This window comes from Clostridium sp. YIM B02555 (assembly GCF_022320955.1).
Lineage (GTDB): Bacteria > Bacillota > Clostridia > Clostridiales > Clostridiaceae > Clostridium > Clostridium saccharoperbutylacetonicum.
This window is the reverse complement of record NZ_JAKJJY010000006.1, coordinates 1-25777: the sequence shown is the minus strand read 5'-3', so window position 1 is coordinate 25777 and position 25777 is coordinate 1. Positions and strand designations below refer to the sequence as shown.

The following is a 25777-nucleotide window of genomic DNA, read 5'->3' as shown; positions in this document are numbered from 1 at the left end:
AATATTTTAACATACTTATTTTTAATTAACAATGTACAATAATTACTTATAAATGACAATTCTAGGTTAATATTTCTTTATAGGATACCATTCACTCGGTAATAGCAATTTATATTTATTTGTAGCATATCTATCATCAATAAGTAAAATTCTTCCTTTATCAGTTTCAGTTCTTATAACTCTTCCTACTGCCTGTTGCACTTTATTTATCCCTGGAAACACATACGCATAATCATAACCATTTTCATTGTAAAAATCCTTTATTATTTCATTATTCATTGATATCATTGGATAACCAACACCAACTATAACACTTCCTATTAATTGTTCTCCAGGTAAATCTATTCCCTCTGAGAACATCCCACCAAGTACACAAAGCATTAATAGATTTCTATTTTCTTTAAACTTGCTTAAAAACTCCCTTTTCTCTTCTTCACTCATATTTTGTTTTTGCTTTACAATTTCAAATTCCTTTATAGTTTCTTTTGTTAATTCATCATATAGTAACTCCATATATACATATGATGGTGAAAAAATTATATAGTTCCCTACTTGTTCTTCTACAAACTTTAAAATTTTGTTTTTTACTAATCCTATTGTTCTTTCCCTATATTTATATCTTATATTAATTGGACTCAAATACACATTTAAATTTTCTCTTTTAAATGGTGATGGAAGTTTCAATCTATAGGTTTCATCATTTCCTCCAAGCATATTGACATAATACATTATCGGCGATATAGTTGCTGAAAAGAAAATTGCAGAATAACATTTTGATAGATATTCCTTTAAATTTTTTGCTGGATTTACGCAATATAACGTAAGCTTCAAATCTTGTGCTTCCTTTTCAATACATGTCCTGTAATTCTCATCATATAATTGCATGGTGGAAATAAAAGCATTTATATCAAAATATAATTGTAGTATCTCTCCATATCCTTCAAATCTATTTCCTCTTATTAAAATTTCTTCACTTTCTTTTAGGTACAACTGTAAATATTTAATTAAATCTTTAGGTTCTTCAACTTCATAAAACCATTCTACGCTCTTATGCTCACACTCATTTCTCAAATCAATAAAATAACTATTTATTTTACCCAATACTGAATGTATTTTACTAAGTTTACCTTTAGCAATCTTCTTGCATTCCATTATTTTATCCTTTGATAAAGATGCCGAATACATCATTCTTGCTCTGTCTATTAAATTATGTGCTTCATCAATAAGAACTATATTTCCCTTATTCTCTAAAATTCTTCCTAATGATACTCTCGGATCAAAAATATAGTTATAATCTCCTATAATTCCATCACAATACAAGCTTAAATCTAAAGAAAGTTCGAAAGGACAAACCTCATATTTTTCAGCATAATTCTGTAATATTTCCGAGGAAATCCTATCCTCCCCATCAATAATATCTAATATTACTTTTTTTACTTTACTATAATAATCTTTCGCATATATACATTTTTCCGGGTTACAATCAAACTCCTTATTTATGCATATTTTTTCTTTTGCCATAATTGTAATACTTATAAATTTTAAGCCACCTTGCCTAAGTTTATCATAAGTATCTTCTGCAACCTGCCTATTAATTGTCCTCGCTGTTAAATATATTATTTTTTCTCCAATTCCACTCCCTAAAGCTTTTACTGCTGGAAATATAGTTGATATTGTCTTACCTATTCCTGTTGGAGCTTGAGTAAACAACATTTCTTTCTCTTTAATCGTCTGATATGCTATATTTATTAATTTTCTTTGACCTTCTCTATATTTTTCAAACGGAAATTCAAGATCCTTTATAGACTCATTTCTATTACACATCTTCTTATATATTAAAATACTAAATCTTTCATACTCTTCTAATAGCTTTAATGTAAATTCCTTCAATTCATTCAAAGTAAATTTCCTTTCAAAGCTTTTAACCTCATCTGTCTCAAGCTGTACATAAGATAACCTTATATGTAATGTATCTATTTTATTATGCTCACAATAAATTAATGCATATACTTTTGCTTGAGCCCAATGAACTTCATTTGAGTCATCGATATATGCAAAATTTTTATATGTAGATTTAATTTCCTCAATAATTATTTTATCCTCTTCATTTATTATTCCATCTGCTCGTCCCTCAATATTCATAACACTTTTTTTCATTTCAAATTCGTGAGTCAAATAGACTTCTTTTTGATAATTTTTATAAATATTTCCATTATCTTCTTGAAGTTTTTGATGTGCTTTTGTACCTTCTAAAGCTCTGCCACTTCCTGAAAACCTATTATCTATATCACCTTGTTTTAAACAAAATTCCACTAAGTTTCTTACAGATTCTTTTATAATAATTTTATCCATAATATTGTCTCCATTATTTAACATGCTAAATTAAAACTTCCAAAATACTTATTTGATATGAAAAAACTTACTCAATCAGTCCTCTAAAATTATAGATACCAATTAAGTAAGTATTTCTAAATTATTTATAACTACTCTGTTTCATATTCATTAACTATTTTTTGAACTAGTTTTTTTATAACACTTGCTTCTGCAATTAACGATAAAACTAATAGAAAAATTTTTATTCTTTCCTTATCTTTATCTTTCAAATTAAAAGTCTTAATAATTTCTTCTAATTTATCTTCACTTGCTAAAGATGTAATTAAATTATTCTCCAAGCTTTCTTTTTGAATTTGAATAAAAGTCTTGTAAGTTTCTTCCCATGCTAAAATATCATCATTTCTATCATTTATTTCATTAAAAGCAAGTCTAAATACTTTTTTTATTTCTTCTGTCGTTAAAATAGGTCTCATATATCCAAGCAATACTAATTGTGTCAAATGAGTTTTTGTATATCCTCGCTTTTTACCATCCTCTGGTTTGGTTATTACTTCACTTTTAGTATAGTTTTGAACTATATTGTTAGTAAACTTTTCATCCAAAAATTTATCATTTAAATAATCAATTACTTGTGATAAAAATAAATCGTACTTAGGAAAATCTTCATATGAAATCAAACTATTTTTCGATATTTCCTCAGCTAATTCTTTAATATAATTTGAATCAAAATTTTTCCCCATTCTTTACACCTATTCTTTCATTGAACTTTATGCATACATTATATAGTAATTATCAACTTATTACAAGTTACATTAAACACCATTTATTTTATCTTATTTCACATTATTGATAACTATTAAGATATTAATAATTTTAATTCTAATTTGCATTAGAGCTCTTCTTCATACCTATTTAAAAAATATCTAATTTATGTAATTAATCGACATTATTTCTTACATAACCTTCCATTCCGCAAAAAGCCTTTTTTATTACTTTTTTGTTCATTTTTCTATGTATTTTTTTAATTATTCTATTTTTTATTCACCAACTATTATATATAGCAACTCAACTTTAATATTTATAACATCACAAAAAACTTTTTTCCCAATTCTCCTATCAAATTGTCAAAAAAATCCACTTGACTTTTCTAAAATATGGTAGTATATTTTACTTAAGATGTTTATTAAAGTTGAATTTTGTAATTTTTTATAAATTTTTTGAAAAAATCCATTGACTTTATATTACATCCTTGGTAATATATCATAGTAGAATGTCGAATAATGGAATGAGGAGGAATTTTTATGAAATCAACAGGTGTAGTTAGAAGAGTAGACGAATTAGGAAGAATAGTTATTCCTATAGAACTTAGAAGAACTCTAGATATTGCTGAAAAGGATGCATTAGAAATTTATGTAGACGGAGAGCAAATCATCTTAAAGAAATACGAGCCAGCTTGTATCTTCTGTGGTGACGCTAGAGATGTTATCAACTATAAAGGTAAAAATATCTGTACAAAATGCTTAGACGAAATTAAAGCTAACAGATAATATTTGATGTAGGTAATTTCCTATCACAAATATAGTATTGTTTATTAGACTATCTCAGTTCAACTCGAGATAGTCTTTTTTTACTTAATAATAACTACAGAAACTATTATTTTACATTAGTATCATCTTAACAAATATTTCGATAAATATATTTACAAATTCTTTTAAATTTCAGTTGAAAACTTATATACTTCACTCTTAGGTATTTCTCTTTCCTTAGCTACACACTTTATGGCATCTTTCTTATTTAATCCATCATTCATATATTTAATTATATGTTCTTGAATCGATAAATTAATCCATAACTCTCGTTGTTCCTCTTTTATATCTTCAAGTTTCTTCCCTTCTAGAACTAGAACAAATTCTCCTCTAGGTTTATTCCTAACAAAATATTCTATTGCTTCCTCTAATGTTCCTCTATATATTTCCTCATAAATCTTAGTCAGCTCTCTACAAACTGCAATTTTTCTGTCACCAAATGTTTCAAACAAAAATGACAGAGTATCCAGCAACCTATGCGGTGCTTCATAAAAAATAAGTGTTTCTTGACTCTTTAATAATTCGTCAGTGATTCTTTTACGTTCTTTATTCTCTCTAGGTAGAAAACCTCTAAACAAAAACTTTGTAGTATCTAATCCAGAGTATACTAAAGCCGTTGTTATAGCTGTTGCACCTGGAAGTACTTCAAAATCAATATTTTCTTCTATGCATTTTGAAACTATAACACTTCCCGGATCTGATATTCCTGGCGTTCCTGCATCAGATACCACTGCAACACTTTTTCCTTCAAATAATAAATCTATAATCTTATTACTTTTATCTTGTTCATTAAATTTATGATAACTTATTAATGTCTTTTTTATTTCAAAATGATTTAGTAATTTTAGTGTTTGTCTTGTATCTTCCGCCGCTACAATATCGACTTCACGCAATGTTTCCAAGGCTCTTAACGTAATATCCTTCAAATTTCCAATAGGAGTTGGTACTAAATATAATTTTCCACTATTCATTTTACTTCCTCCAATATATCGAATCTATTTCCTTGGTATATTTACCACTTTCATCATAAACATATAGTGGTGCATCCCATTTTAGATATGCTCCACCATCTCTTTGTCCTTCAACTAACACAATATTAGGAGCTTTACCTATTTTAGGATGAATCATTTTTACTCTCTTCGGTTCAATCTTATATTTTCTCATTAGGGTAAATATATCCGCCAACCTTTCTGGTCTATGAATCATGAAAAGTCTTCCATTATCTTTTAATAAAATTCTTGCTGCATATATAACATCCTCTAAATTGCATAATATTTCATGTCTAGCTATAGCCAATTTGTCATTCGGATTGATAATTCCAGCATTATTTAATTTGTATGGTGGATTCACAGTAATAACATCAAATTTTTTTAGCTTCTTTAAATACTCTATGTTTTTTAAATCTTCATTAATAAAAGAAACCTTTTCTTCTAGTGAATTTAATTTTACACTTCTTTTTGCCATATCAACCATTTCTTCTTGAATTTCTAACCCATACACACTTTTAGGATTATACTTGCCATATATTAAAAATGGAATTATCCCAGTTCCTGTACACAAATCCATAACTTCGTGCTTCTTTTTAACCTGAGCAAAATCTGATAATAATACTGCATCAATACCGAATTTAAATCCATCTTTCTTTTGTATCAATTGTAATTCCTTAAGCTGTAAATCATCAATAGTTTCATCATCTTTTATATATTTCAAATAATTATTCATAATATTTTCCTTTACTATAAAATAAACATACCTTTCATATTATAGCATCACAAATAAATAAAAAAAAGTTCTTCTGTCTAATGACAGAAAAACTTAGTCTTGAAATCAGATATTAACAACTAACTTCTTATGTTTACTAATTAAGAATTCTTCTTCCTGCATAGAAACTATATACAGGACCAACTTTAACAACATCACCAGTTTGTGGTGCATGAATCATTTGTCCATTTCCAACATATATTCCTACATGACCTGCATGAGTAAACACCAAATCTCCTGGTCTAAGTTGATCTTGGCTTACAGCTTGTCCACTATCGACTTGATCATATGTTGTTCTTCCTATCCCTACTCCCGCAGCATTTTGATATACATAACTAGTAAATCCTGAACAATCAAAAGTTCTTGTACCAGTTGCTCCCCATTCATAAGGTTTTCCCAATTGTGCATAAGCCATATTTAAAATAGCCTGTGCATTTCCTGCTGATGGTACTGATACTTTTCCACCTCTGCTTGGTGTTGCTGCTCTTACTTGAGCCTTTTTCTTTTCATCTATTACTGCCTTAGCTTTCGTAATTTTATCATTAATTTCTGATGTAACAATTTCACTCTTAATTTGATTATCTCTAATCTTTCTTAATTGCTCTATTGCTGTTTGAAGTTCATCTGCTGAACTATTAGAATTACTCAACACATCAATTTGAGGCTTAACAATATCTCTCTCTAATTGTGATAAATATTGTGAATCAAAATTCTTCTTTTCATCTTGAGCTTGTTTTGCTAAAGCTGATGCTTCACTTTTCTTACCTTCTAATTGACTTAAATTAGCTTGTATTTCCTGATTAAGCTTATCTATCTCAGCCTTTTTATCTTCTAGAGATTGCATTTTATCATTTAATTCTTGTTTTTTACTTGTAACTTCCTCTATTTGGGACTTATCTTTCCCTACTATTTTACTAACCGCTTCTGCTCTAGTAAAGAAATCACTTGTTGATTCTGATTCAAGCATAAAATTTAAATAACTGAATTCTAAATCACCGGATTTATACATCTCTTTAACTCTTTGTCCTAATGCTAAATCCATTATGTTGATATCTTTTTTACATTGTTCGATATCTTTTGTAGTGTTGTCAATAACCTTATTAATGTTAGCTATTTCTTTTTTATTCTTATCCACCGTTAATTGTAGTGGTTCTATCTGCGCATCTAAATCGTAAATCTTATTTTGAATGTCCGTTATTTTGCTTTGAATTTCTGCATATTTCTGTCTCGAATCACTTAACTGCTGACTATCTGGAGCTGCATATACTGGCACTGAACCACCTATAACGATTACGCTCGCTAACATAATAGCTAGAATTCTCTGTCTCATTCATATTCGGTTTTCCAAACCTTCCCTCCTTCATTTATATACTACCTTTAACATTATAACACTTTCACTAAAGATAGACAATTAATCCATCCTCCAAGATTTTAATTTATTTTAATAAAATTTATATATCGTCCATATTCCCCACTATTTCTAAGTTATTCTTTATATTGCTCGTTTTAAGCCAAACCTACTCCTAAATCTACAAATTTAACTAATTTATGAGAATAGTATCACTTGTTTCAACTAATATAATTTCTATTTAATTAATCCTACATTAGTTTAAATCTCTCAAAATTCTTGACACATGAATAACTTGACTATATAATTAAATATGTTCTCGGGGTGTGGCGCAGATGGGAGCGCGCGTGGTTTGGGACCATGAGGTCGCAGGTTCAATCCCTGTCACCCCGACCAAATTTTATGGCTATTGATGCCATCCCCATATAAAACGAGCTTTCTTAAATAACCTATGAAAGCTCGTTTTTCATATAATGAAATTAAAAATATTATTTTTAAGCACATCTAATTTAATTACTTATTAATAATATTATGGAGGTACTTTATGCTTACCAATATAAATGGTGCAATATTTGATTTGGATGGAACCTTAGTTGATTCTATGTGGGTTTGGTCTAAAATCGACGTTGACTATCTTAAATCAAAAGGATATAATGCGCCCAAAGATCTTAAAAATGAAATATCACATTTGAGTTTTACCCAAACTGCTGTTTATATTAAAGAAAAATTTAAACTTGCTGATTCAGTAGAAGAAATGTTACAAGCGTGGCATGACATGGCATTTGATCATTATGCCAATAATGTTAAATTAAAATCTGGGGTAAAAGAATTCTTTAATTATTTAAAATCAAAAAAAATTAAAATTGCTTTAGCAACCAGCAACTCCATGCCTTTGCTTGAAGCTTGTTTAAAAAATAATGGTATCTACAATTATTTTGATTCCATTACTACCACAGATGAAGTTAGTAATGGGAAAAATTGTCCAGATGTTTATTTATTGGCTGCAAAAAAATTAAAAGTTAAACCAAAGAATTGCTTAGTTTTTGAAGATATTTTACCAGCTATGCAAGGAGCTAAGGCAGCCAATATGAAAGTTGTTGCAGTACAAGATGATGAATGTACAAATTCTAAAGAAGAATTGCTTGAATATGCGGATATATATATTAATTCTTTTTTAGACTTATTGTAATTTCTAAATTTTAAACGGCAGATTATTCATTCACTGTTACTAACATATACTGCTGGTACAGAAATTGTATGAATAACCTGCCATTTTATTGTTTATTTATAAATTTTAGAAGCAAAATTTATTTTCTCTCTACTCCATATTTTCCTTCTAATTCTTTTAACATTTGGTCATATTTTGTATGTTGATTTTGTTTTAATAATTCATTTAAAACATTACTTTTTACTTCTTCAAAACTCTTAACTGACGCTTCATTTTTTGCATCTACAACTATTAAATGATATCCAAATTGAGTCTTAACTGGTTCAGTAATTTTTCCTATTTCTGCATTGAAAGCAGCTTCTTCAAATTCTGGTACCATCATTCCCTTAGAGAATTCTCCTAAATTTCCACCTTGTTGATTAGATGGGCATGTTGAATACTTCATTGCTGCATCTCCAAATGAAATACTTCCATTTGAGATTTCTTCTTTTGCATTTTTAGCTTCTTCTTCAGTTTCAACTAATATATGTCTAGCTGAAACTGTTGCTGGGCTACTAAAAGCTTCTTTATTATTATCATAATAATTCTTAACTTCTTCATCTGTAACAGTAACATCAGCTAATACTTTATTTATAGCCATTGAAGTAATTACTTCTTTAGATATGTTTTCCATAGCTTCTTTATACTCTTGAGTTTCGTTTAATCCTATTTCTTTTCCAAACTTACTCATTAATTCAAATGAAATCAATTGCTCAATTAATTGTTTCTTTTGCACTTCGTTTTGAAGAGCTGCTCTTTGTTCTTGAGGATATCTGCTAATTATTGCACTTAAATCCTTTTCTGTTATTTCATTTCCTGCAGCAACAGCTAATACTTTATTTTCCATGTAAATTCTCCTTTAATATTATTATTTTTGTATTTTTTCCATTTAAAATTTCAATATACCTCTTATTTTAACAGTATCTACATTTACTCACAATAATAAAAAAAATTATTTTTAATTTTCTACTCTTAATAACATAATATACATAAATTTATAATATAATGCTATAATAACTTTGGGTGATGTTATGTCAGAAATATTAAAAAATGATTGGAAGAACTATTTAGAATCTGAATTTCAAAAAGATTATTATCTCAACTTAAGAAAATTTTTAGTAAATGAATATAATTCAAAGATTATTTATCCTAATATGTACGACCTTTTTAATGCATTACATTTCACACCTTATAAAGATGTGAAAGTCGTTATACTAGGTCAAGACCCTTATCATGGTCCAAATCAAGCTCATGGTCTAAGTTTTTCTGTTAACCCAGGAGTAAAAGCACCTCCATCTTTAGTTAATATGTACAAAGAACTTCATACTGATCTAGGATGTTATATTCCAAACAATGGTTATTTAAAAAAATGGGCTGATCAAGGAGTATTATTATTAAATACAGTTCTTACAGTTAGAGCCGGTGAAGCTAATTCTCATAGAAATAAAGGTTGGGAAGAGTTTACTACTAAAATTATTACCGTTTTAAATGAAAAAGAAACCCCTATAGTATTTATTCTATGGGGTAATAACGCTATTTCAAAAACTAGCTTAATTACTAATCCTAAGCATCTTATCTTGAAATCAGTGCATCCGAGTCCTCTATCTGCATCAAGAGGTTTTTTCGGCAGCAAACCTTTTTCAAAAACAAACGAATTTTTAACTTCAACAGGTCAAACGCCTATAGATTGGCAAATTGAAAACATATAATGACTAAAATTATAATTATTCTTAATGACTTTTAAGTCAATTAAATAATATGTGATTTTCTCTGTTTGGTGTATAATGTGTTTATAAAATTACTATCAGGAGGTTATTTTGTGGATTATAAATTTGCTTATGATAATAAAGACTACCTTTTAACAAATGAAAATTGTGAAGGATTATTTTTCGAGGATGATAATGAAATTACGGGTTTATCTTTAGACTTGATTTTAAATGCATTAAATGAAGGTGAAGAAGTTGCTTTTTCTAATGAATACTATTCTGGTAAATGTTCTTGCAATACGCAAGATGAAGTAAATAAATCTTATCGTTATTTGGAATATCATTTTTATATCTATACAAAAAATAAAGAATATGTAATAAATACAATTGAAAATGAATATAAAGTTACGTCTTTTAATAAACTCTTTAATGCTGGAAAAATTGATGATAGTTACATAGTTATTGTCACAGTATGTCCTAATTGCGGCTTATATTCAATATCTGTTGAACAATGCACTGTTTAATAACTATGCTTTACAATTGAATTTAGTTGCAAATATCAAAAATATAAGGTCTATCAAACTGATAGCCTTTTATTTTTACTTTTAAATTATGTATATTGTAATTATCAATACTCAACATAATCAATGAATGTTGAACATTGTCACACCTAATTTTAATTATTAAGTTTGGTTATTTCATAAAAACAAAAAGCACTAACTTACGTTAGTGCTTTAAATATGGTGGCTCGAACTGGAATCGAACCAGTGACACGAGGATTTTCAGTCCTCTGCTCTACCGACTGAGCTATCGAGCCATCTTACCTGGCAACGTCCTACTCTTCCACACAGTCTCCCGTGCAGTACCCTCGGCGCTGTAGACCTTAACTTTCCTGTTCGGAATGGGAAGGAGTGTTACCTCTACGCCGTCATCACCAGATCACAAAACTTATTATATCTAGATATAGATATTATGTCAACAACTTTTTAATATTTTTGATAAAATTTATTTTGAACATTGATGAATTATGCTATTTTGATTTTTTCATTATTTGTGCAATAATAAAATTATTAAATGTTTGGAGATGATTTTATGAGTACTGAAATAGAAAAGTTAACTCAAATTTTAAAAGCAAGTAACAACATAGTTTTCTTTGGTGGAGCTGGCGTTAGCACAGAATCTAACATCCCTGATTTTAGAAGTTCCACTGGATTATTTAATGAAAAATTGAATGTTACATTTACACCTGAGCAATTAGTATCACATTCCTTTTATATTAGATATCCAGAAGAATTTTTCAACTTTTATAAATCAAAACTTATTTATCCTGAAGCTAAACCAAATAGTGGGCACTTAGCATTAGCTAAACTTGAAGCTATAGGCAAATTAAAGGCTATAGTAACACAAAATATAGATGGACTTCACCAAATGGCAGGAAATAAACATGTTTTTGAACTTCATGGTTCTGTTCATAGAAACTATTGTACTAAATGTCATGAATTTTATGATGCAAAATTTGTTTTAGAAGCAAAAGGTGCTCCTATCTGCACTAAATGTGGTGGATCTGTTAAGCCCGATGTAGTACTTTACGAAGAAGGTTTAGATGATACAGTAATTAGAGGTGCAGTAGATGCAATATCTAAAGCTGATACACTCATTATTGGAGGAACTTCTCTTGTAGTATATCCCGCTGCTGGGCTTATAAATTACTTTAACGGTAAAAACCTTATACTTATAAATAAGAGCTCTACTTCTGCAGATTCTAAAGCTGATTTGGTTATTAATGATTCTATTGGAGCAGTTTTAAGTGCTGCTGTAGATGCCCTTTAAAAACGTCGTATTCCTTATATATATCTAACAAATAATTTACTCTCAATTTAAAAGAAATAAATAATAATTCCTATTGAGATTCATTCATAGGAATTATTTTCATTTCTCATATAATTTTAATTATCTAAAAAATCTTGAATTATTACCACTTCAATATAATCTTTCGATTTTCTTTCGAATTTATATCACTCTTTTGTAATCTTTATACTTTAACATAATCTTTGTAGGATTTAGACACATGCAAAAAGATATCAAGCTCATTTGCCAGCCTATTTTCTTTCATGTACTTCACTATTTTTTATTCACTTATACTTATATGGTAAAATAGTATTAATTTAACTACTCTGGGGGGAACAAAATGCAAAACTATAATATTTTGGTTGTTGATGATGATAAAGCAATAACTGATGCAATTGAAGTTTATTTAACTAATGAAGGTTACAATATTTTTAAAGCCTATGACGGACTACAGGCTTTAGATGTATTACAATCTGAAAACATACATCTTATATTAATGGACATAATGATGCCTAATATGGATGGTATGAGAGCCACAATTAAAATAAGGGAGGATAAGCAGCTTCCAATAATAATGCTTTCTGCTAAATCTGAGGATACTGATAAAATATTGGGCTTAAACTTTGGTGCTGATGATTATGTAACTAAGCCATTTAATCCGTTAGAACTAATAGCTAGAGTAAATTCTCAGCTTAGAAGATATGCTATGTTTTCGCCTCTTAAAGAAAATACAAATATAATCAGCATAGGAGGAATAGAGCTTAATAAAGAAAGTAAGGAAGTATTTGCTGACGGTACAAACATAAAGTTTACTCCATTAGAATTTAAAATTTTAACGCTTCTTATGGACAACCCTAATAGAGTATTTTCTATTGAAGAAATTTATGAAAGAATTTGGAACGAACCAGCTTATAGCAATGTAGATACTGTTTCTGTCCATATAAGACGTATGAGAGAGAAAATAGAAATAAATCCTAAAGAACCAAGATATTTAAAGGTGGTGTGGGGAATTGGATACAAATTTGAAAATCACTAAAAAAACTATAAATAAAAAATTTATAATACTCTCACTATGTATTGCTATTTTACCTATTCTTTTAGGCTTATCAAAAGGATTTTTTCAATTAGAGAAATTTAGCTATGAAGATTATTTTCTTAATGTTATAAGAAGTATTCACTACAAAGATGGCGATGGTAATATTCGAGAAGATCGTATATTAGACACTATTAATAATCTTAAAGCCCAAGATAACTATGAATTTAATGAAAGCAAAAGGGAACTTGAAGACTTTTCAAAAAAGTTTGGACTTAATTTAAACGAAGAAGTTAAACCAAATGAAAATAAGAATATTTCTGAAGATGATTATTCAACATATACTGATTTAAATTCTAATTATATTTATGCTCAAAAAAACATTAATAGAAGTCAAAATGAATATAGAACTGAAGCAATTAGTCAGATTAATCATGAATTAGATGACAAAAAAATTACAGATAATCAAAAAAACATTGAATTTTATGTTGAAAGTCAAGATGGACAGATTATAAGTAATATTAAGGATAAATCAAAACATGAGATTGTACAGGAAACTAAAAATAATTCTAAATATCATATAATTATTTTAGATATAAATAAAGAATTGCCAACAGAAGTAGACATTACAAGCAATATGAAATGGGCATATAAGGACTTTTTTGAAAATAATAAAGTTAATTGGATGTTAAGTAGCTATAACTACAAAAATATTATTGTTAGACTTTCAAATCCACTACTTCCAGGTGATGAAATTTACCCTAAATTCAAAAAAAATGCCTTTTATGACTACATTGCATATGGTTCTTTAGCATTATTGTTGTTGGATTTGTGTATACTTATTATTTCTGTAAAAAAGATAATAAAAGAAAAAGATTTAGAAATTCACAAAAATATTATTTTAAAACTCCTTAATAGATTTTTTATAGAATCAAGAGTATTGTTAATTGGGTTATTTATAGCATTATTAATTGGATTATATAATAGCAATGTTTACCTAGGAAATTCTATCATAGAGAATTACATTTCGCAGATAGTAGATAATATATATTTACTTAAGGTGAACTCAAATACATTTTTTGAACAAGTATTCTTTTTATTTATAGGTTCTATTATATTAGGTTATTTTATAATCTGTGACTTATATCAATTATATTTATGTAAAAATATACGTGAATTTAAGCAATATGTTCATAGGAAATCTATTTTACGTATACTCTATAATAAATTTAAAAATAGCATGTCTTGTATATCAACGACCAATCGAACTACAATTTTATCAATTATAATTGCTTTATATCTCGCATTAATAATCTGGGGTACTGTTTATACATCACAAAATGTATTCTTTTTTGCTCGTATTTCGGGTTACATTATTACATTTTTAGCCATAAATCTTTTGGGTATAATATCTCTAATTGTAAATACTGCTCTTTCAATTATCAATACTCAAAAAATAAAGGCAGCAACAGATAACATTTTAAATGGAAATTATAAAAATGAAATTAAAATACATGGTTCTTTTCTTCTTAAAGAATTAGCAAATAACATAACTAATATAGAAGCTGGACTAAATAAAGCTATAGCTAAAGCTGTAAAAAGTGAAAGAATGAAAGGTGAATTAATCACAAATGTCTCTCATGACTTAAAAACTCCATTAACCTCTATAATTAATTATGTAGATTTATTAGACAAAGACAACCTTACAGAAGAAAAGAAAAGTGAATATTTAGCTATTCTTAAAGAAAGGTCCTCAAGATTAAAAGTTTTAATCGAAGATTTATTTGAAGCCTCAAAAGCTTCTTCTGGTAATTTAGAACTGCATATGGAAAGTCTAGACCCTGTGGCACTTCTCAGACAAACTTTAGGAGAATTTGAAGATAGAATTATTAATTCAAATTTAGATTTTATTAAAACTATACCTGAGCATAAATTAACAATATATGCAGATGGTAAAAGAACCTTTAGGGTATTTCAAAATTTAATTTCGAATATTTTAAAGTATTCCTTAAATGGTACCAGAGTATATATAGATATCGAAGATAAGGATACTTTCGTGTCTATAACCTTTAAAAATATATCAAAATATCCATTAACCTTTACTGAAGATGAGATTCTAGAAAGATTTAAAAGAGGTGATTCTTCAAGAACAACTGAAGGTTCTGGCCTAGGATTAGCTATCGCCAAAAGCCTTGTGGAAATTCAAAAAGGAATTTTTGAACTTAAATTTGATGGTGATTTATTTAAAGTAAAAATTTTATTAAAAAAAGAAAATTTTTAATCTAAATTATGTATAAATAAATTCAACTTGGCAATAAATAATAATGAAGTATTTAACTTCAATATTTAATCGCCTCTCCCCCATTTTTATTTATATACAATTTATAAAAACCATATTATATGTCAGTAAAATGATATATAATATGGTTTTTTAGGTTATATATGTTACAATTTAAATTACTAATTAATTATAATTAAATTTAACCTTTTTATATTATTTTTGCATTAAAACCCTTCTTAGCATGTCCAAGCCAGTTGTTGTTGCTTGAAGCCTTACTCTGCTTCTGTTACCATTAAAAACATATTTTTTTACTGTAACTTCACCTTTAAAATAAACTCCTATATAAACCAATCCAACCGGCTTTTCTGGCGTACCGCCTTCTGGGCCAGCAATTCCAGTTGTTACAATACTAACATCAGTTTTAGCTGTATTTGCAATACCAATTGCCATTTCTCTTGCAGTTTCCTCACTTACAGCGCCATACTTTTCTAAAGTTTCATTCTTAACTCCAAGTCTATTATGTTTTGCTTCATTTGAGTATGTCACAGCACCTTCTAAAAACACTTCTGATATTCCCGGATAATTTATAAGAGTACCTGCTATCATTCCACCTGTACATGATTCAGCTGTAGAAATTGTTAATTTCTTTTCAATTAGAAGTCTGGCTACAACATCTTCAATACTAACATCTTCTGTTGCATAAATATTATCTCCTAATCTATTTTTAATTTCTTTTTCTACGGGTTCTATTAATTTAATAGCTTCTTCTTCATTATTAGCCTTTGCAGTTATTCGAAGCATTACCCCAACTTCTTTTGCATAAGGTGCAATAGTAGGATTAGTTTGTGCAGTCATAATATCCTTCAGTTCTTCAGCAACAGCACTTTCCCCAATTCCCAATATTTTAATTACTCTAGACATTATTATCGAATCAGCTTTTTTTTGAAGGTATGGTCTAACTGTATCCTCAAACATAGGTTTCATCTCCTTTGGTGGGCCAGGTAAAATAATCATTATTTTGTTATTTTCTTCAATAATTACACCTGGTGCTGTACCATTATCATTATTAATAATAATAGCTCCCTCTGGAATCAATCCTTGTTTCAAATTATTTTCAGTCATCTTTCTTTCCCTAAACTTAAAATAATTTTTTATCTTTTCAATTGCTTCTTCATTTGGAAGTAATTCTTTTTTAAAATATTTTGCAGCAACTTCCTTAGTTAAATCATCCTCTGTAGGTCCAAGCCCACCTGTTGTTATTATAATATCACTTCTACTATATGCCTCATCAAAAGCATGAATAATTCTCTTTTCATTATCCCCCACTACTTGTTGATAATACATATCTATTCCTAGTGCTGCTAATTCCTGTGCTATATACTGAGCATTTGAATTAACTATGTCACCTAATAAAATTTCTGTCCCTATTGCTATGATTTCTGCTTTCATTATTATTCCCTCCTATCACACCTTCATGAACTTATAAATATGTCTATACGTCTTTAATTCTATTAACTAACTATATTTTAAATACATAAAAGAATAAAACCTACTCAATAAAACATTGAATAGGCTTTGTAAAAATATCTCTTTTATAATATGCTATCTCTAAATATAATTTAGAGATAGCTTATATAAAAAATTTTTTCATCTCAATCTATTTTAAGTATATACTCAAAATCACAAAAAACAAAATTCTCTTAAAAATAAGTATTTACTTAAAATAAGATTAGTAATATGTATGAGAAGAAAAAATTCATTGCTAAGAGAACTTTCATACTTCTAGTGTATGCATGACTTCTCTTATTTATACCTATTAACCAATTTATTTTAAAAGTTAATAATTTTTATAGGTTATTTGTTTTCTGTTTCAATTAATGCTAATGCAACCGCTCCTATTACTCCTGCATCTGTACCTAATCCTGCTGGAACGATCTTAACTGACTCTGCCATTGATTTAAAACATCTCTTATCAACAACTTTTCTTACTGTTTCAAAAACAATATCTCCAGCCTTTGATACTCCTCCACCAATAATTATTACTTCTGGATCAAAAATAGATACTGCATTAGCAACTGCTATTCCTAAATAATTTAATGCATTATCAATTATATCTTTACAAACAGAATCTCCTGCTGCTGCTTCTGTAAATACTTCATATGAAGTAATAGTTTCATATTTTCTTAATGATGTTTCAACTTTACTAGCTAATGCTTCTTGTCCTCTCTTAGCTATTGCAGTTCCTGATGATGTTGCTTCTACGCAACCAATATTTCCACAATTACATCTTGGACCATCTGGAGCAACTGTCATATGACCAATTTCTAATGCATTTGAAGTATGTCCTCTGTACACCTTTCCATTTAGGACAGCACCGCCGCCTACACCTGTACTTACTGTAAAGAATACTATATCTTTAGCTCCTCTTCCAGCTCCAAACATATACTCTCCAATAGCTGCAACGTTTGCATCATTATCTAAAAAAACAGGTAATCCAAATTTTTTATTTATTGGCTCTACTAGATTAAAATTTTTGAAAGGAAGATTTGGTGTATATATTATAGTGCCTTTTTCTGCATCTAATGGACCTGGTGAACCTATACCAATACCTTTAATTTCTTCACAATTTACAGACCCATCCTTAATAACTTTTTCTATAGATTCTATAATTCTATTTAATACAGGAATTTCTCCTTCGTGTGCATTTGTTGGCACTGTAGTTTGACTTATTACTTCTCCATTTAAATTAGATAATGCTGTACTAATTTTAGTACCACCTAGATCTACTCCTACTACATATTTTTGCATAACATAACTCTCCTTCATTTTCTAATTTCCCAATTAAAAACAATTTCTTTTAATTGATATTATACTATATTATGTCATGTTAATAAAACCTATATTTAAAATATTTATTTTTCTAAAACATCTTATTTGCGCTTATGTAATAGTTTCCATATTCATCACATTGAGTATAACTTATCATAAATTTATTATCCTTAAGCATAGAATTAATTAAATCAATATCATTTTTATTATTTTTATCTATCCTTATAACAAAATTATCATCCTTATCTATTATATTTAAATAATCAAAAATATTACTATAATCACTCAGCTCCATATTCCCTTTTATGTCCATGCTGTAATCCGACATCATTTCATCTCCCTCTTTGAGAACTATCTAATAAAAATAGTATATGTTCACAAAATTACTTTTATGCCATCCAACCTGATAAAAAATCAATTGACATATAAAAAATGCATAAAGAAAAAGATTATGCTTCCATTTGGCATTATATTACACAAAACCAATAGCAGCATAATCTTTATTCTTTCTAAAATATAAGTATAATTTTCATACTATATTTAATATACATATTAATTTATTTCTATTTTCTTGCCTCTTTTATACTCTCAATAGCTTTAACTAATTCAATTTCTGGAACTTCTTCGTATCTAACAAGTTCCTTTGTAAAGCCTCCTCTACCTTGTGTTAATGATCGAAGTTCAGTAGCATATTTTCTAATCTCTACAAGTGGAACCTCAGCCAAAACTTTTTGCTTATCGCCTTCTGGCTCCATTCCCATTACCCTTCCTCTCTTTTTATTAATATCAGCTATAACATCTCCCATATATTCATTAGGCATTATTATATCTAATTTCATTATAGGTTCTAGTAAGATAGGTTTAGCTTGCTCAAGCCCTTTCTTATAAGCTAATGAAGCTGCCATCTTAAATGCCATTTCAGAGGAATCTACAGCATGATATGACCCATCATGAAGAGTAGCTTTAAGCCCGATAACTGGACATCCCGCTAAAACACCATGCGAAATACATTCTCTTAATCCCTTTTCCACTGCTGGAATAAAATTCCTTGGAACAGCTCCGCCAACAACATTATCCACAAATTCTAAGTCATCAACTCCATCTTTTCTAGGTTCAAATTTTATAACAACATCTCCATATTGACCATGTCCACCAGATTGCTTTTTATGTTTTCCTTGTACATCTGCAACTCCTTTGATAGTTTCTTTATATGGAACCTTTGGTAAATTTAACACTACATCAACACCATATTTATTTTTTATCTTGCTAGCAATTACATTTATATGTGTCTCTCCTAATCCTGCAATAATAATCTCTGCATTTTCAACATCTCTAGATATTTCAAAAACAGGATCTTCATCTTTTAATTTATTTAGAGCTTGTGATATCTTTTCTTCATCACCTTTAGCTTGCGGTATTATAGCCATAGAACAAACAGTTCCTGGGAAATTCATCTTATCATACATTACTTTAAAATCTGAACTAGCTAAAGTATCTCCTGTGTTTGTATATTGCAATTTTGAAATTGCTCCTATATCCCCTGCAATAATTTTCTTAGTAGGTATCTGTGTTTTTCCTCTAATAAAACAAATATGAGATAGCTTTTCAATCTTATCCTTATTAACATTTAATACTGTCATATCATCTTTAGCCTCTCCTGTCATAACTCTAAAGAAGGATATTCTACCTACAAATGGATCTGCAATCGTTTTAAATACTAATGCTGAAAAAGGTTTTTCTTGATCAAGATCAATAAATACTTCTTCATTCTTCGAAACATCCATTGCCTTTTGAGGAATTGCATATTCTGGTGAAGGAAAACATTCTACTATATCATCAATTAAAGAATCCATTCCTATAACCTTAGTAGCGCTTCCACACATAACAGGTGCAATGTCTCCACTAGCACAGCCTTTTATTAATCCTCTATATATTTCCTCATCACTTAATGTACCTTCACTAAAGTATTTATCAAGTAATTCTTCATCAGTTTCTGCAACTGCTTCCATGATCATTCTCTTACAATCTTCTACTTTTTCCTTTAATTCTTCAGGTATTTCTAATACCTTTATTTCCTTAGTTTTAACATCATATATTCTAGCCTGCTTTGAAATTACATTAATTACTCCTGTAAATCCCTCTTCTTTTCCTATTGGGTATTGAATTGGAACCACACTTATTCCAAATTTTCTATTAAGGTCATCTAATACCTTATCAAAACTAGAATTTTCTCTATCTAATTTATTAATAAAAATTGTTCTAGGAAGCTTAATCTTATTACAATATTCCCATGCTCTTTCAGTACCAGCTTTTATTCCTGAAACTGCACTAACAACTATCATTCCAACATCAACAGCTCTCATACCTTCGATGCATTCCCCTTGAAAATCAGCATAACCAGGAATATCAATAATATTTATTTTTATATCCTCTAATTCAATTGGAGCCACTGAAAGTGCAATAGAAAATTGTCTTTTCTTTTCCTCAGTATCAAAATCTAACACAGTAGTTCCATCTTCAATCTTCCCTAATCTGTCTGTTATCTTTGAATAATATAGAAGACTTTCTGCTAAAGAAGTTTTTCCTGTTCCATTATGTCCCATTAATCCTACATTTCTTAAATTTTTAATACTATAATCTTTCATGAACGCTGCCAAACCCTTAAGTCTATAAGAAGCTGGCTTCCACCCGCCTTTCGCTTGATAATACTGTATGTTATTATATTTCTATTTTTATTTCATAAATCCTTCTCTTTTTCTAAATTTTCTGAAAATTCATTTCTAATATTTTTCTTTACTTTTTAACTAATCTTTATGTTTTCTTGTAGTATCAGAAAAAAAACATTATAATCTTATTTGTTGATATTCTAACTTTTAATTTATTATTCTGGAGGAAGAATCTAATGAAGATAAAAAAAAGATTGGCAAATCATTATAAAATTTGGTTCATTATACTTGCAGCTTTAATAATTATTGGAGTTCTATTCATAAAACCTCAAATTGGAATTGCTGATCAAGGTGATTTTGATAGAATTATGAGTATATCTGGTTTAAAATTATTAGATTCAGATGTAAATGATCCAAACTTTTGTAGATTTTTTAAATATATTGTTACTGATTATCAAATATCTGATTTGCAACATATAATTCTAACTATTTTTGGTTCCAGCTTAGCTTATATAATCATAATAATTAGTACCATATGTAAGTTATTTGGACAAACTGTATTTAAAACCCAGTATTTATCTATTATATATAGTATTGCATATATTTCTGCATTCTCTATAATATTACGTTCATTAAATATAAAGAATAATATTAAACTAATTGTACTAATAATATTAATACTATTTATTTTCTTTGATGGCAACTATCTGATCTGGTTCAATAGTCTATATGGTGAACCAATGATGTTTGTCACTTTAGTGCTATTTATTGCTTCAGTCCTAAATTACACTTACTATAAGTATGTAATTAAAGGAAGCGAGAAAATAATGTCCAAATTATTTTTTGTGCTATTCACAGCGTTTTTATTTATAGGATCGAAATTACAAGTGCTAACCTCATTACCATTTATATTGTTTCTCGTTGGTAAAATAATATGGGATAATAGGCATTCTTTAAGAAAAATGAATTTATCTATATTATGTGCTTTTTATTGCATCCTAATTATTTATCCATCAGGAATTAGTTATCATAGCCATAATTTAAACAAATCTACTCAATATGATTCTGTATTTTATGGTATCCTTAAGGAATCTAAAACTCCTGAACAAGATTTGATTGATTTAGGTCTTAATCCAGATATGTCTGTTGAAGCTGGGAAAAGTGCTTTCTTAGACCAAAGTAAATATGTTAAATATTTGCCTACAAAATCTGAATTGACAGACAAAGAATTTTATAATAAAATAAGCAATTTTAAAATTGCTATCTTCTACTTGACTCATCCTAGCAGATTATTAACTGGCATGGAGTATACTGCAAGCAAGTCATTTAATATTAGCACAGGTTTAGGTAAATATTATAGAAGTTATAGTGAAACACCTGTTAAAGAATTTCACAGATTTACTTTTTGGTCTTCTTTAAAACAGACAGTATTACCTCACAACTTATATTTTATAATTTCAAGCTATATTATTCTTTTAGTTTTTTCACTTTATAAATATATTAAAAGCAAAGCAAATTTAGAAATAAAAACTAAAATACTTTTACTTTGGACTATAATGTTAATAAGCGTAATTCAGTTTCCAATGCCATTTGTTGGTAATGGATATGCAGATACTTCAAAACAATTATTTCTATTTAATTTTATTTTTGATGGTTTACTCATATCAATTGTCACAATAGTAATTTCTAAACTAATTGATTTAATTAAAATAAAATGAGTAACTTTACCAAAGAAGATTTTATAAGATTAAAGGAGTTCATCTCATGAAATTAACAAGCTTAGCGTTTAAATTGCGAAATTATGCAATATCATTAATAAAAAAATTTATTCTAATAATAAAAGAAATATCTTCACTGTCAATTAAGAAACTTCGTTTTGTGACTGTGTTAGATATGCTAATAAAAACAATATTATTTTTAACAGTGCTTCACGATACAGCTATTTCACGCAATAATGCCTTATATACTAGTATAAAATTCAGTTTAGTATATTTAGGCTTCATACTTTTTATTTACTCATTTGGATACTTACTTTCAAAATATAAGCAAACATTATTTTATTTAATTCTTAATTTTTTATATAGCATATTACTAATAGGGGATTTATGGTACTTTAGAGCTAATCGAGATTTTTTAGGCGTTAAAAATCTTTTATTCCCTGGAACTTTTAATCCAACTGGTTTACCATTATTTAATTTTAAATTTATCGATATTTTTTTCATCATAGATTTAATTATTATTATTAGTTGGATTATTATTTTCAAAGTAAAAAATCCATATAAAAAAAATATTCACAATTTTATCATAGCTATAAAGTCATCCATAATTATAATAATGATTTCTATATTATACTTTGATGTTTTTACCCTCAGTGATTTCGGTAATAGTATTCTTTATAAACAATGGTCCACACTAATGTCAGTTCAAGCTCCTGGTCCTTTAGGTTATCATACCCTTGAAGCCTTTAAGAGTGCCTCTAAAGCTTTTTACAACTCAAGTACTAATGATAAAAAAGAGATTACTGACTGGTTTAAATATAATGATGAAAATTTAAAGCCTAATGAATATTTTGGAATCTTTAAAAATAAAAATGTAATTTTTCTTCAAATTGAGTCTATGGAAAACTTCGTAATTAACCATAAAATCAATGGAAAAGAAATTACACCTTTTCTAAATAAACTTACAAAACAATGCTTATACTTCAATAACTTTTATGAACAAAATAATGGTGCAAATAGTATAGACTGTGATTTTATGATAAACACATCAGTTTACCCTTTAGGTGATAGAATAACTGCTACAAACTATGGTGAAAATATCTATCAAAACTCCTTACCAAGACTTTTAAATAATATAGGCTACACTACAATCTCAACTCATGCAGAAGAACATGGTGAATTCAATTGGACAGAATTACACAAAAATGGATTTGGTGCACAAGATCTTTGGAGTATTAAAGATTATAATTATGATGAAGTAGTTGGATATGGATTATCAGATAAAAGTTTCTTTACACAATTGAGTGAAAAACTAAAAAATGTTAAGCCACCATTTTTCTTACAAATGCCTACTTTATCTAGTCATGGTCCATTTAATATAGATAATAAATATAGACAATTAAATTTACCTAAAGAAATTGATGAAAGTTATCTTGGTGGATATTTTGAAAGCTTACACTACACAGATAGTCAAATAGAACTGTTTTTTAACAAACTTAAACAGTATAACTTATTAGATAATTCAGTTATAGTCATTTATGGTGACCATGCAGGTGTTCATAAATACTATAATGACTCTATACAAAAATTAGATTTCGATAATAATTGGTGGCAAGAATATGATCACAAACTCCCATTAATAATTTATTCAGCAAACGCTCCTGCTCAAAATATAACAGCATCTGGAGGGCAAGTTGATATGCTTCCAACTATATCATATTTATTAGGACTAGATAAGTCTCTATACAAGGATACTTCTATGGGAAGAGTCCTTGTAAATACTAATAGAGACGCAACCATTATAAAAGGGAATAATATAAAAGGAACTATAAAAGATTCTGAGGAAGAAAAGCATTTACTAGATGCTTATAGCATTGGTGAAAAAATAATTAAAGACAATTACCTTTCTATAGACACAAAAAAGGAACATTAGATTTATATATTAAAAAGGTTCTATAAGTTTAGTTGATTTTTATATCAATTAACTTATAGAACCTTTTTATCTTAATTTTAATAGCTTTATACTCGATATCCCTAACCTAATCAATAATAAAGTTACACCTCCACAAGTATCAATTAAAACATCTCTAAATGCACCTTCTCTTCCCTGAACAAATAGCTGATGTATTTCGTCTGAGCAAGCATAAGTAAATACAAATGCTACAGTACTTATAATCACCACTTTTTTTGTGAAATAATGCTTTGCTACATTAATATACAATAAAGCTAACACCATATACTCTAGAAAGTGTGCGCACTTTCTAACAATAAAATTAGCCAGTTGCCCAAAAATACTATTTGCATCTATCCCAATTAATAAAAGTACTTTTATTGCTCCTTCACTTTGCGAGTCTGATATATTTGCTGGCTGATTTGACATTGTAAATATTAAAATCATCCAAGCGATTAGCAACATCCAATCTAAAATTTTCCTCTTGTTCTTCATTTTTTATCCTCATTTAATAAAAATTCATATATAATCTATTCTGACATATATCTATTTATATATGCAAGTGATTCTTCTAATAACTCTTGACCTTTTTCCAATCCATCAATTTTTATTTCTAAGTTACAAATTCTTTGATCTATTTGATACATAAAATGCTTAATATCTTGCAATAGCTTAGCTTCATATGTTACCTGAACTCCTTCATCATCAATAAACACTTTTTCTGGTGGAGAACCGCATTTAGTGCACTTCGCATACAAGCCCTGTTTTTCTAAATTAGTAAATACTTTAAATGTATCATTTCCACATTTTTCACAATTTGATAACATCATAAATTCATAATAACTTACATCATAATAATAAGTACTATCACAATCTTTACATGTTAATTTTAGTCTACCATCTTCAGTCACTATATGAAATTCATTTCCACTACATCCATCCTTTTTACACACAATAGTTCTTACCATATCCATACCCTCTCATCATATATTTTTAGTATAAATCATTTTTAACTTATATAACATTCAACGATACTTAATTATATCTTTGCATGTATTTTACATGTAAATTATATGCTGCTTTTCCCTTGTTATACATACTAATATATGATATTTTCAGTTTATTTTACGAAATAATTCTACTTTTTTCTTAAACAATTTTAACCAAACATATTGTTATGAATTAAATATAAATTGTGATATATTCTTACAAAATAAAAAAACTATGAATTAAAATTCATAGTTTCAAATGGTGGAGATAAAGAGATTCGAACTCTTGACCCCCTGCGTGCAAGGCAGGTGCTCTCCCAGCTGAGCTATACCCCCATGGTGGACCTTCAGGGACTCGAACCCTAGACCTACCGGTTATGAGCCGGTTGCTCTAACCAACTGAGCTAAAGATCCATTAACTTATAAAACTCTTGTATTCTACAAGAATACCTCGCAACGTCCTACTCTGCCACACAGTCTCCCATGCAGTACCATCGGCGCTATAGACCTTAACTTTCCT

General features: G+C 28.4%; 21 protein-coding genes, 4 tRNA genes and 1 rRNA gene. 10 read left to right on the top strand and 16 right to left on the bottom strand.

Features of this window, described 5'->3' with window-relative positions; all coding sequences use genetic code 11:
• Positions 1-66: 66 nt before the first annotated feature.
• Together L3B98_RS10640 and L3B98_RS10635 are read right to left on the bottom strand one after the other, a co-directional pair.
• Complete coding sequence (locus L3B98_RS10640; protein ID WP_238916602.1) at positions 67-2352, bottom strand: ATP-dependent DNA helicase; 2286 nt, start codon at positions 2350-2352, stop codon at positions 67-69.
• Between the two features lie 131 nt (positions 2353-2483).
• Complete coding sequence (locus L3B98_RS10635) at positions 2484-3074, bottom strand: DUF1836 domain-containing protein (RefSeq protein ID WP_015395593.1); 591 nt, start codon at positions 3072-3074, stop codon at positions 2484-2486.
• Between the two features lie 555 nt (positions 3075-3629).
• On the opposite strand from L3B98_RS10635, the gene L3B98_RS10630 reads away from it, so the two are divergent.
• On the top strand, positions 3630-3881 hold the full coding sequence (locus L3B98_RS10630; RefSeq protein ID WP_313885883.1) for an AbrB/MazE/SpoVT family DNA-binding domain-containing protein: 252 nt from the start codon (positions 3630-3632) through the stop codon (positions 3879-3881).
• Between the two features lie 164 nt (positions 3882-4045).
• On the opposite strand, the gene rsmI is transcribed toward L3B98_RS10630, so the two are convergent.
• The 3 genes from rsmI to L3B98_RS10615 all read right to left on the bottom strand — a co-directional run bounded on the left by rsmI (position 4046) and on the right by L3B98_RS10615 (position 7011).
• Positions 4046-4891 (bottom strand): 16S rRNA (cytidine(1402)-2'-O)-methyltransferase, encoded by an 846-nt coding sequence (gene rsmI, locus L3B98_RS10625; RefSeq protein ID WP_077366532.1) that lies wholly within the window; start codon positions 4889-4891, stop codon positions 4046-4048.
• A gap of 1 nt (position 4892) precedes the next feature.
• On the bottom strand, positions 4893-5642 hold the full coding sequence (locus L3B98_RS10620) for a tRNA1(Val) (adenine(37)-N6)-methyltransferase (protein ID WP_238916601.1): 750 nt from the start codon (positions 5640-5642) through the stop codon (positions 4893-4895).
• Positions 5643-5778: 136 nt separating this feature from the next.
• Complete coding sequence (locus L3B98_RS10615) at positions 5779-7011, bottom strand: C40 family peptidase (RefSeq protein ID WP_238916600.1); 1233 nt, start codon at positions 7009-7011, stop codon at positions 5779-5781.
• A 338-nt stretch (positions 7012-7349) separates the two neighbouring features.
• Here L3B98_RS10615 and L3B98_RS10610 point away from each other — a divergent pair.
• Positions 7350-7425: transfer RNA gene (locus L3B98_RS10610), tRNA-Pro, on the top strand.
• Between the two features lie 148 nt (positions 7426-7573).
• The gene (locus tag L3B98_RS10605) at positions 7574-8218 is read left to right on the top strand and encodes an HAD family phosphatase (protein ID WP_238916599.1); all 645 of its coding nucleotides are present in this window, start codon (positions 7574-7576) and stop codon (positions 8216-8218) included.
• A 118-nt stretch (positions 8219-8336) separates the two neighbouring features.
• Here the strand turns inward: L3B98_RS10605 and L3B98_RS10600 are convergent, their stop codons facing one another.
• On the bottom strand, positions 8337-9083 hold the full coding sequence (locus L3B98_RS10600) for a peptidylprolyl isomerase (protein ID WP_077366533.1): 747 nt from the start codon (positions 9081-9083) through the stop codon (positions 8337-8339).
• 184 nt (positions 9084-9267) lie between these two features.
• Between L3B98_RS10600 and L3B98_RS10595 the strand changes: the two genes are divergently transcribed.
• Both L3B98_RS10595 and L3B98_RS10590 read left to right on the top strand, forming a co-directional pair.
• Complete coding sequence (locus L3B98_RS10595) at positions 9268-9945, top strand: uracil-DNA glycosylase (protein WP_238916598.1); 678 nt, start codon at positions 9268-9270, stop codon at positions 9943-9945.
• 110 nt (positions 9946-10055) lie between these two features.
• On the top strand, positions 10056-10466 hold the full coding sequence (locus L3B98_RS10590) for a DUF3785 domain-containing protein (RefSeq protein ID WP_238916597.1): 411 nt from the start codon (positions 10056-10058) through the stop codon (positions 10464-10466).
• Positions 10467-10683: 217 nt separating this feature from the next.
• On the opposite strand, the gene L3B98_RS10585 is transcribed toward L3B98_RS10590, so the two are convergent.
• Together L3B98_RS10585 and rrf are read right to left on the bottom strand one after the other, a co-directional pair.
• Positions 10684-10759 (bottom strand) — tRNA-Phe (locus L3B98_RS10585).
• 5 nt (positions 10760-10764) lie between these two features.
• Positions 10765-10881: ribosomal RNA gene (gene rrf, locus L3B98_RS10580) — 5S ribosomal RNA — on the bottom strand.
• 153 nt (positions 10882-11034) lie between these two features.
• On the opposite strand from rrf, the gene L3B98_RS10575 reads away from it, so the two are divergent.
• From L3B98_RS10575 to L3B98_RS10565, 3 genes are all read left to right on the top strand, one after another.
• Positions 11035-11772 carry an NAD-dependent protein deacylase gene (locus tag L3B98_RS10575; protein WP_238916596.1) on the top strand — a complete coding sequence of 246 codons (738 nt, stop codon included), beginning with the start codon at positions 11035-11037 and terminating at the stop codon, positions 11770-11772.
• A gap of 358 nt (positions 11773-12130) precedes the next feature.
• The gene (locus L3B98_RS10570; RefSeq protein WP_238916595.1) at positions 12131-12826 is read left to right on the top strand and encodes a response regulator transcription factor; all 696 of its coding nucleotides are present in this window, start codon (positions 12131-12133) and stop codon (positions 12824-12826) included.
• On the top strand, positions 12801-15104 hold the full coding sequence (locus tag L3B98_RS10565) for a HAMP domain-containing sensor histidine kinase (RefSeq protein WP_238916594.1): 2304 nt from the start codon (positions 12801-12803) through the stop codon (positions 15102-15104). Before L3B98_RS10570 ends, L3B98_RS10565 begins: the two co-directional genes overlap by 26 nt.
• Before the next feature lie 213 nt (positions 15105-15317).
• On the opposite strand, the gene L3B98_RS10560 is transcribed toward L3B98_RS10565, so the two are convergent.
• The 4 genes from L3B98_RS10560 to fusA all read right to left on the bottom strand — a co-directional run bounded on the left by L3B98_RS10560 (position 15318) and on the right by fusA (position 20578).
• Entirely contained in the window at positions 15318-16553 is a 1236-nt protein-coding gene (locus L3B98_RS10560; protein WP_238916593.1) for a competence/damage-inducible protein A, read from the bottom strand.
• Positions 16554-16958: 405 nt separating this feature from the next.
• On the bottom strand, positions 16959-17912 hold the full coding sequence (locus L3B98_RS10555; RefSeq protein WP_238916592.1) for an ROK family protein: 954 nt from the start codon (positions 17910-17912) through the stop codon (positions 16959-16961).
• Between the two features lie 112 nt (positions 17913-18024).
• The gene (locus tag L3B98_RS10550; protein ID WP_017810321.1) at positions 18025-18261 is read right to left on the bottom strand and encodes a hypothetical protein; all 237 of its coding nucleotides are present in this window, start codon (positions 18259-18261) and stop codon (positions 18025-18027) included.
• 235 nt (positions 18262-18496) lie between these two features.
• Positions 18497-20578 carry an elongation factor G gene (fusA, locus tag L3B98_RS10545; RefSeq protein ID WP_238916591.1) on the bottom strand — a complete coding sequence of 694 codons (2082 nt, stop codon included), beginning with the start codon at positions 20576-20578 and terminating at the stop codon, positions 18497-18499.
• A 257-nt stretch (positions 20579-20835) separates the two neighbouring features.
• On the opposite strand from fusA, the gene L3B98_RS10540 reads away from it, so the two are divergent.
• Positions 20836-22317, top strand: a complete 1482-nt coding sequence (locus tag L3B98_RS10540) for a hypothetical protein (protein WP_238916590.1) — start codon at positions 20836-20838, stop codon at positions 22315-22317.
• A gap of 697 nt (positions 22318-23014) precedes the next feature.
• The gene (locus tag L3B98_RS10535; protein WP_238916589.1) at positions 23015-24250 is read left to right on the top strand and encodes an LTA synthase family protein; all 1236 of its coding nucleotides are present in this window, start codon (positions 23015-23017) and stop codon (positions 24248-24250) included.
• 66 nt (positions 24251-24316) lie between these two features.
• On the opposite strand, the gene L3B98_RS10530 is transcribed toward L3B98_RS10535, so the two are convergent.
• The 4 genes from L3B98_RS10530 to L3B98_RS10515 form a co-directional block, all read right to left on the bottom strand.
• Positions 24317-24763 carry a VanZ family protein gene (locus L3B98_RS10530; protein ID WP_015395611.1) on the bottom strand — a complete coding sequence of 149 codons (447 nt, stop codon included), beginning with the start codon at positions 24761-24763 and terminating at the stop codon, positions 24317-24319.
• Positions 24764-24798: 35 nt separating this feature from the next.
• Positions 24799-25236 carry a hypothetical protein gene (locus L3B98_RS10525; protein WP_015395612.1) on the bottom strand — a complete coding sequence of 146 codons (438 nt, stop codon included), beginning with the start codon at positions 25234-25236 and terminating at the stop codon, positions 24799-24801.
• Between the two features lie 281 nt (positions 25237-25517).
• A tRNA-Ala gene (locus L3B98_RS10520) sits at positions 25518-25593 on the bottom strand.
• A 1-nt stretch (position 25594) separates the two neighbouring features.
• Positions 25595-25671 (bottom strand) — tRNA-Ile (locus tag L3B98_RS10515).
• Positions 25672-25777 lie beyond the last annotated feature (106 nt).

What these genes read in the sequence shown, in the direction of transcription:
- L3B98_RS10640 (WP_238916602.1), bottom strand. Translation starts at nt 2,352, where the DNA reads ATGGATAAAATTATTATAAAAGAATCTGTAAGAAACTTAGTGGAATTT.
- L3B98_RS10635 (WP_015395593.1), bottom strand. Translation starts at nt 3,074, where the DNA reads ATGGGGAAAAATTTTGATTCAAATTATATTAAAGAATTAGCTGAGGAA.
- rsmI (WP_077366532.1), bottom strand. Translation starts at nt 4,891, where the DNA reads ATGAATAGTGGAAAATTATATTTAGTACCAACTCCTATTGGAAATTTG.
- L3B98_RS10620 (WP_238916601.1), bottom strand. Translation starts at nt 5,642, where the DNA reads ATGAATAATTATTTGAAATATATAAAAGATGATGAAACTATTGATGAT.
- L3B98_RS10615 (WP_238916600.1), bottom strand. Translation starts at nt 7,011, where the DNA reads ATGAGACAGAGAATTCTAGCTATTATGTTAGCGAGCGTAATCGTTATA.
- L3B98_RS10605 (WP_238916599.1), top strand. Translation starts at nt 7,574, where the DNA reads ATGCTTACCAATATAAATGGTGCAATATTTGATTTGGATGGAACCTTA.
- L3B98_RS10600 (WP_077366533.1), bottom strand. Translation starts at nt 9,083, where the DNA reads ATGGAAAATAAAGTATTAGCTGTTGCTGCAGGAAATGAAATAACAGAA.
- L3B98_RS10595 (WP_238916598.1), top strand. Translation starts at nt 9,268, where the DNA reads ATGTCAGAAATATTAAAAAATGATTGGAAGAACTATTTAGAATCTGAA.
- L3B98_RS10575 (WP_238916596.1), top strand. Translation starts at nt 11,035, where the DNA reads ATGAGTACTGAAATAGAAAAGTTAACTCAAATTTTAAAAGCAAGTAAC.
- L3B98_RS10570 (WP_238916595.1), top strand. Translation starts at nt 12,131, where the DNA reads ATGCAAAACTATAATATTTTGGTTGTTGATGATGATAAAGCAATAACT.
- L3B98_RS10560 (WP_238916593.1), bottom strand. Translation starts at nt 16,553, where the DNA reads ATGAAAGCAGAAATCATAGCAATAGGGACAGAAATTTTATTAGGTGAC.
- L3B98_RS10555 (WP_238916592.1), bottom strand. Translation starts at nt 17,912, where the DNA reads ATGCAAAAATATGTAGTAGGAGTAGATCTAGGTGGTACTAAAATTAGT.
- L3B98_RS10550 (WP_017810321.1), bottom strand. Translation starts at nt 18,261, where the DNA reads ATGTCGGATTACAGCATGGACATAAAAGGGAATATGGAGCTGAGTGAT.
- fusA (WP_238916591.1), bottom strand. Translation starts at nt 20,578, where the DNA reads ATGAAAGATTATAGTATTAAAAATTTAAGAAATGTAGGATTAATGGGA.
- L3B98_RS10540 (WP_238916590.1), top strand. Translation starts at nt 20,836, where the DNA reads ATGAAGATAAAAAAAAGATTGGCAAATCATTATAAAATTTGGTTCATT.
- L3B98_RS10535 (WP_238916589.1), top strand. Translation starts at nt 23,015, where the DNA reads ATGTCAGTTCAAGCTCCTGGTCCTTTAGGTTATCATACCCTTGAAGCC.
- L3B98_RS10530 (WP_015395611.1), bottom strand. Translation starts at nt 24,763, where the DNA reads ATGAAGAACAAGAGGAAAATTTTAGATTGGATGTTGCTAATCGCTTGG.
- L3B98_RS10525 (WP_015395612.1), bottom strand. Translation starts at nt 25,236, where the DNA reads ATGGTAAGAACTATTGTGTGTAAAAAGGATGGATGTAGTGGAAATGAA.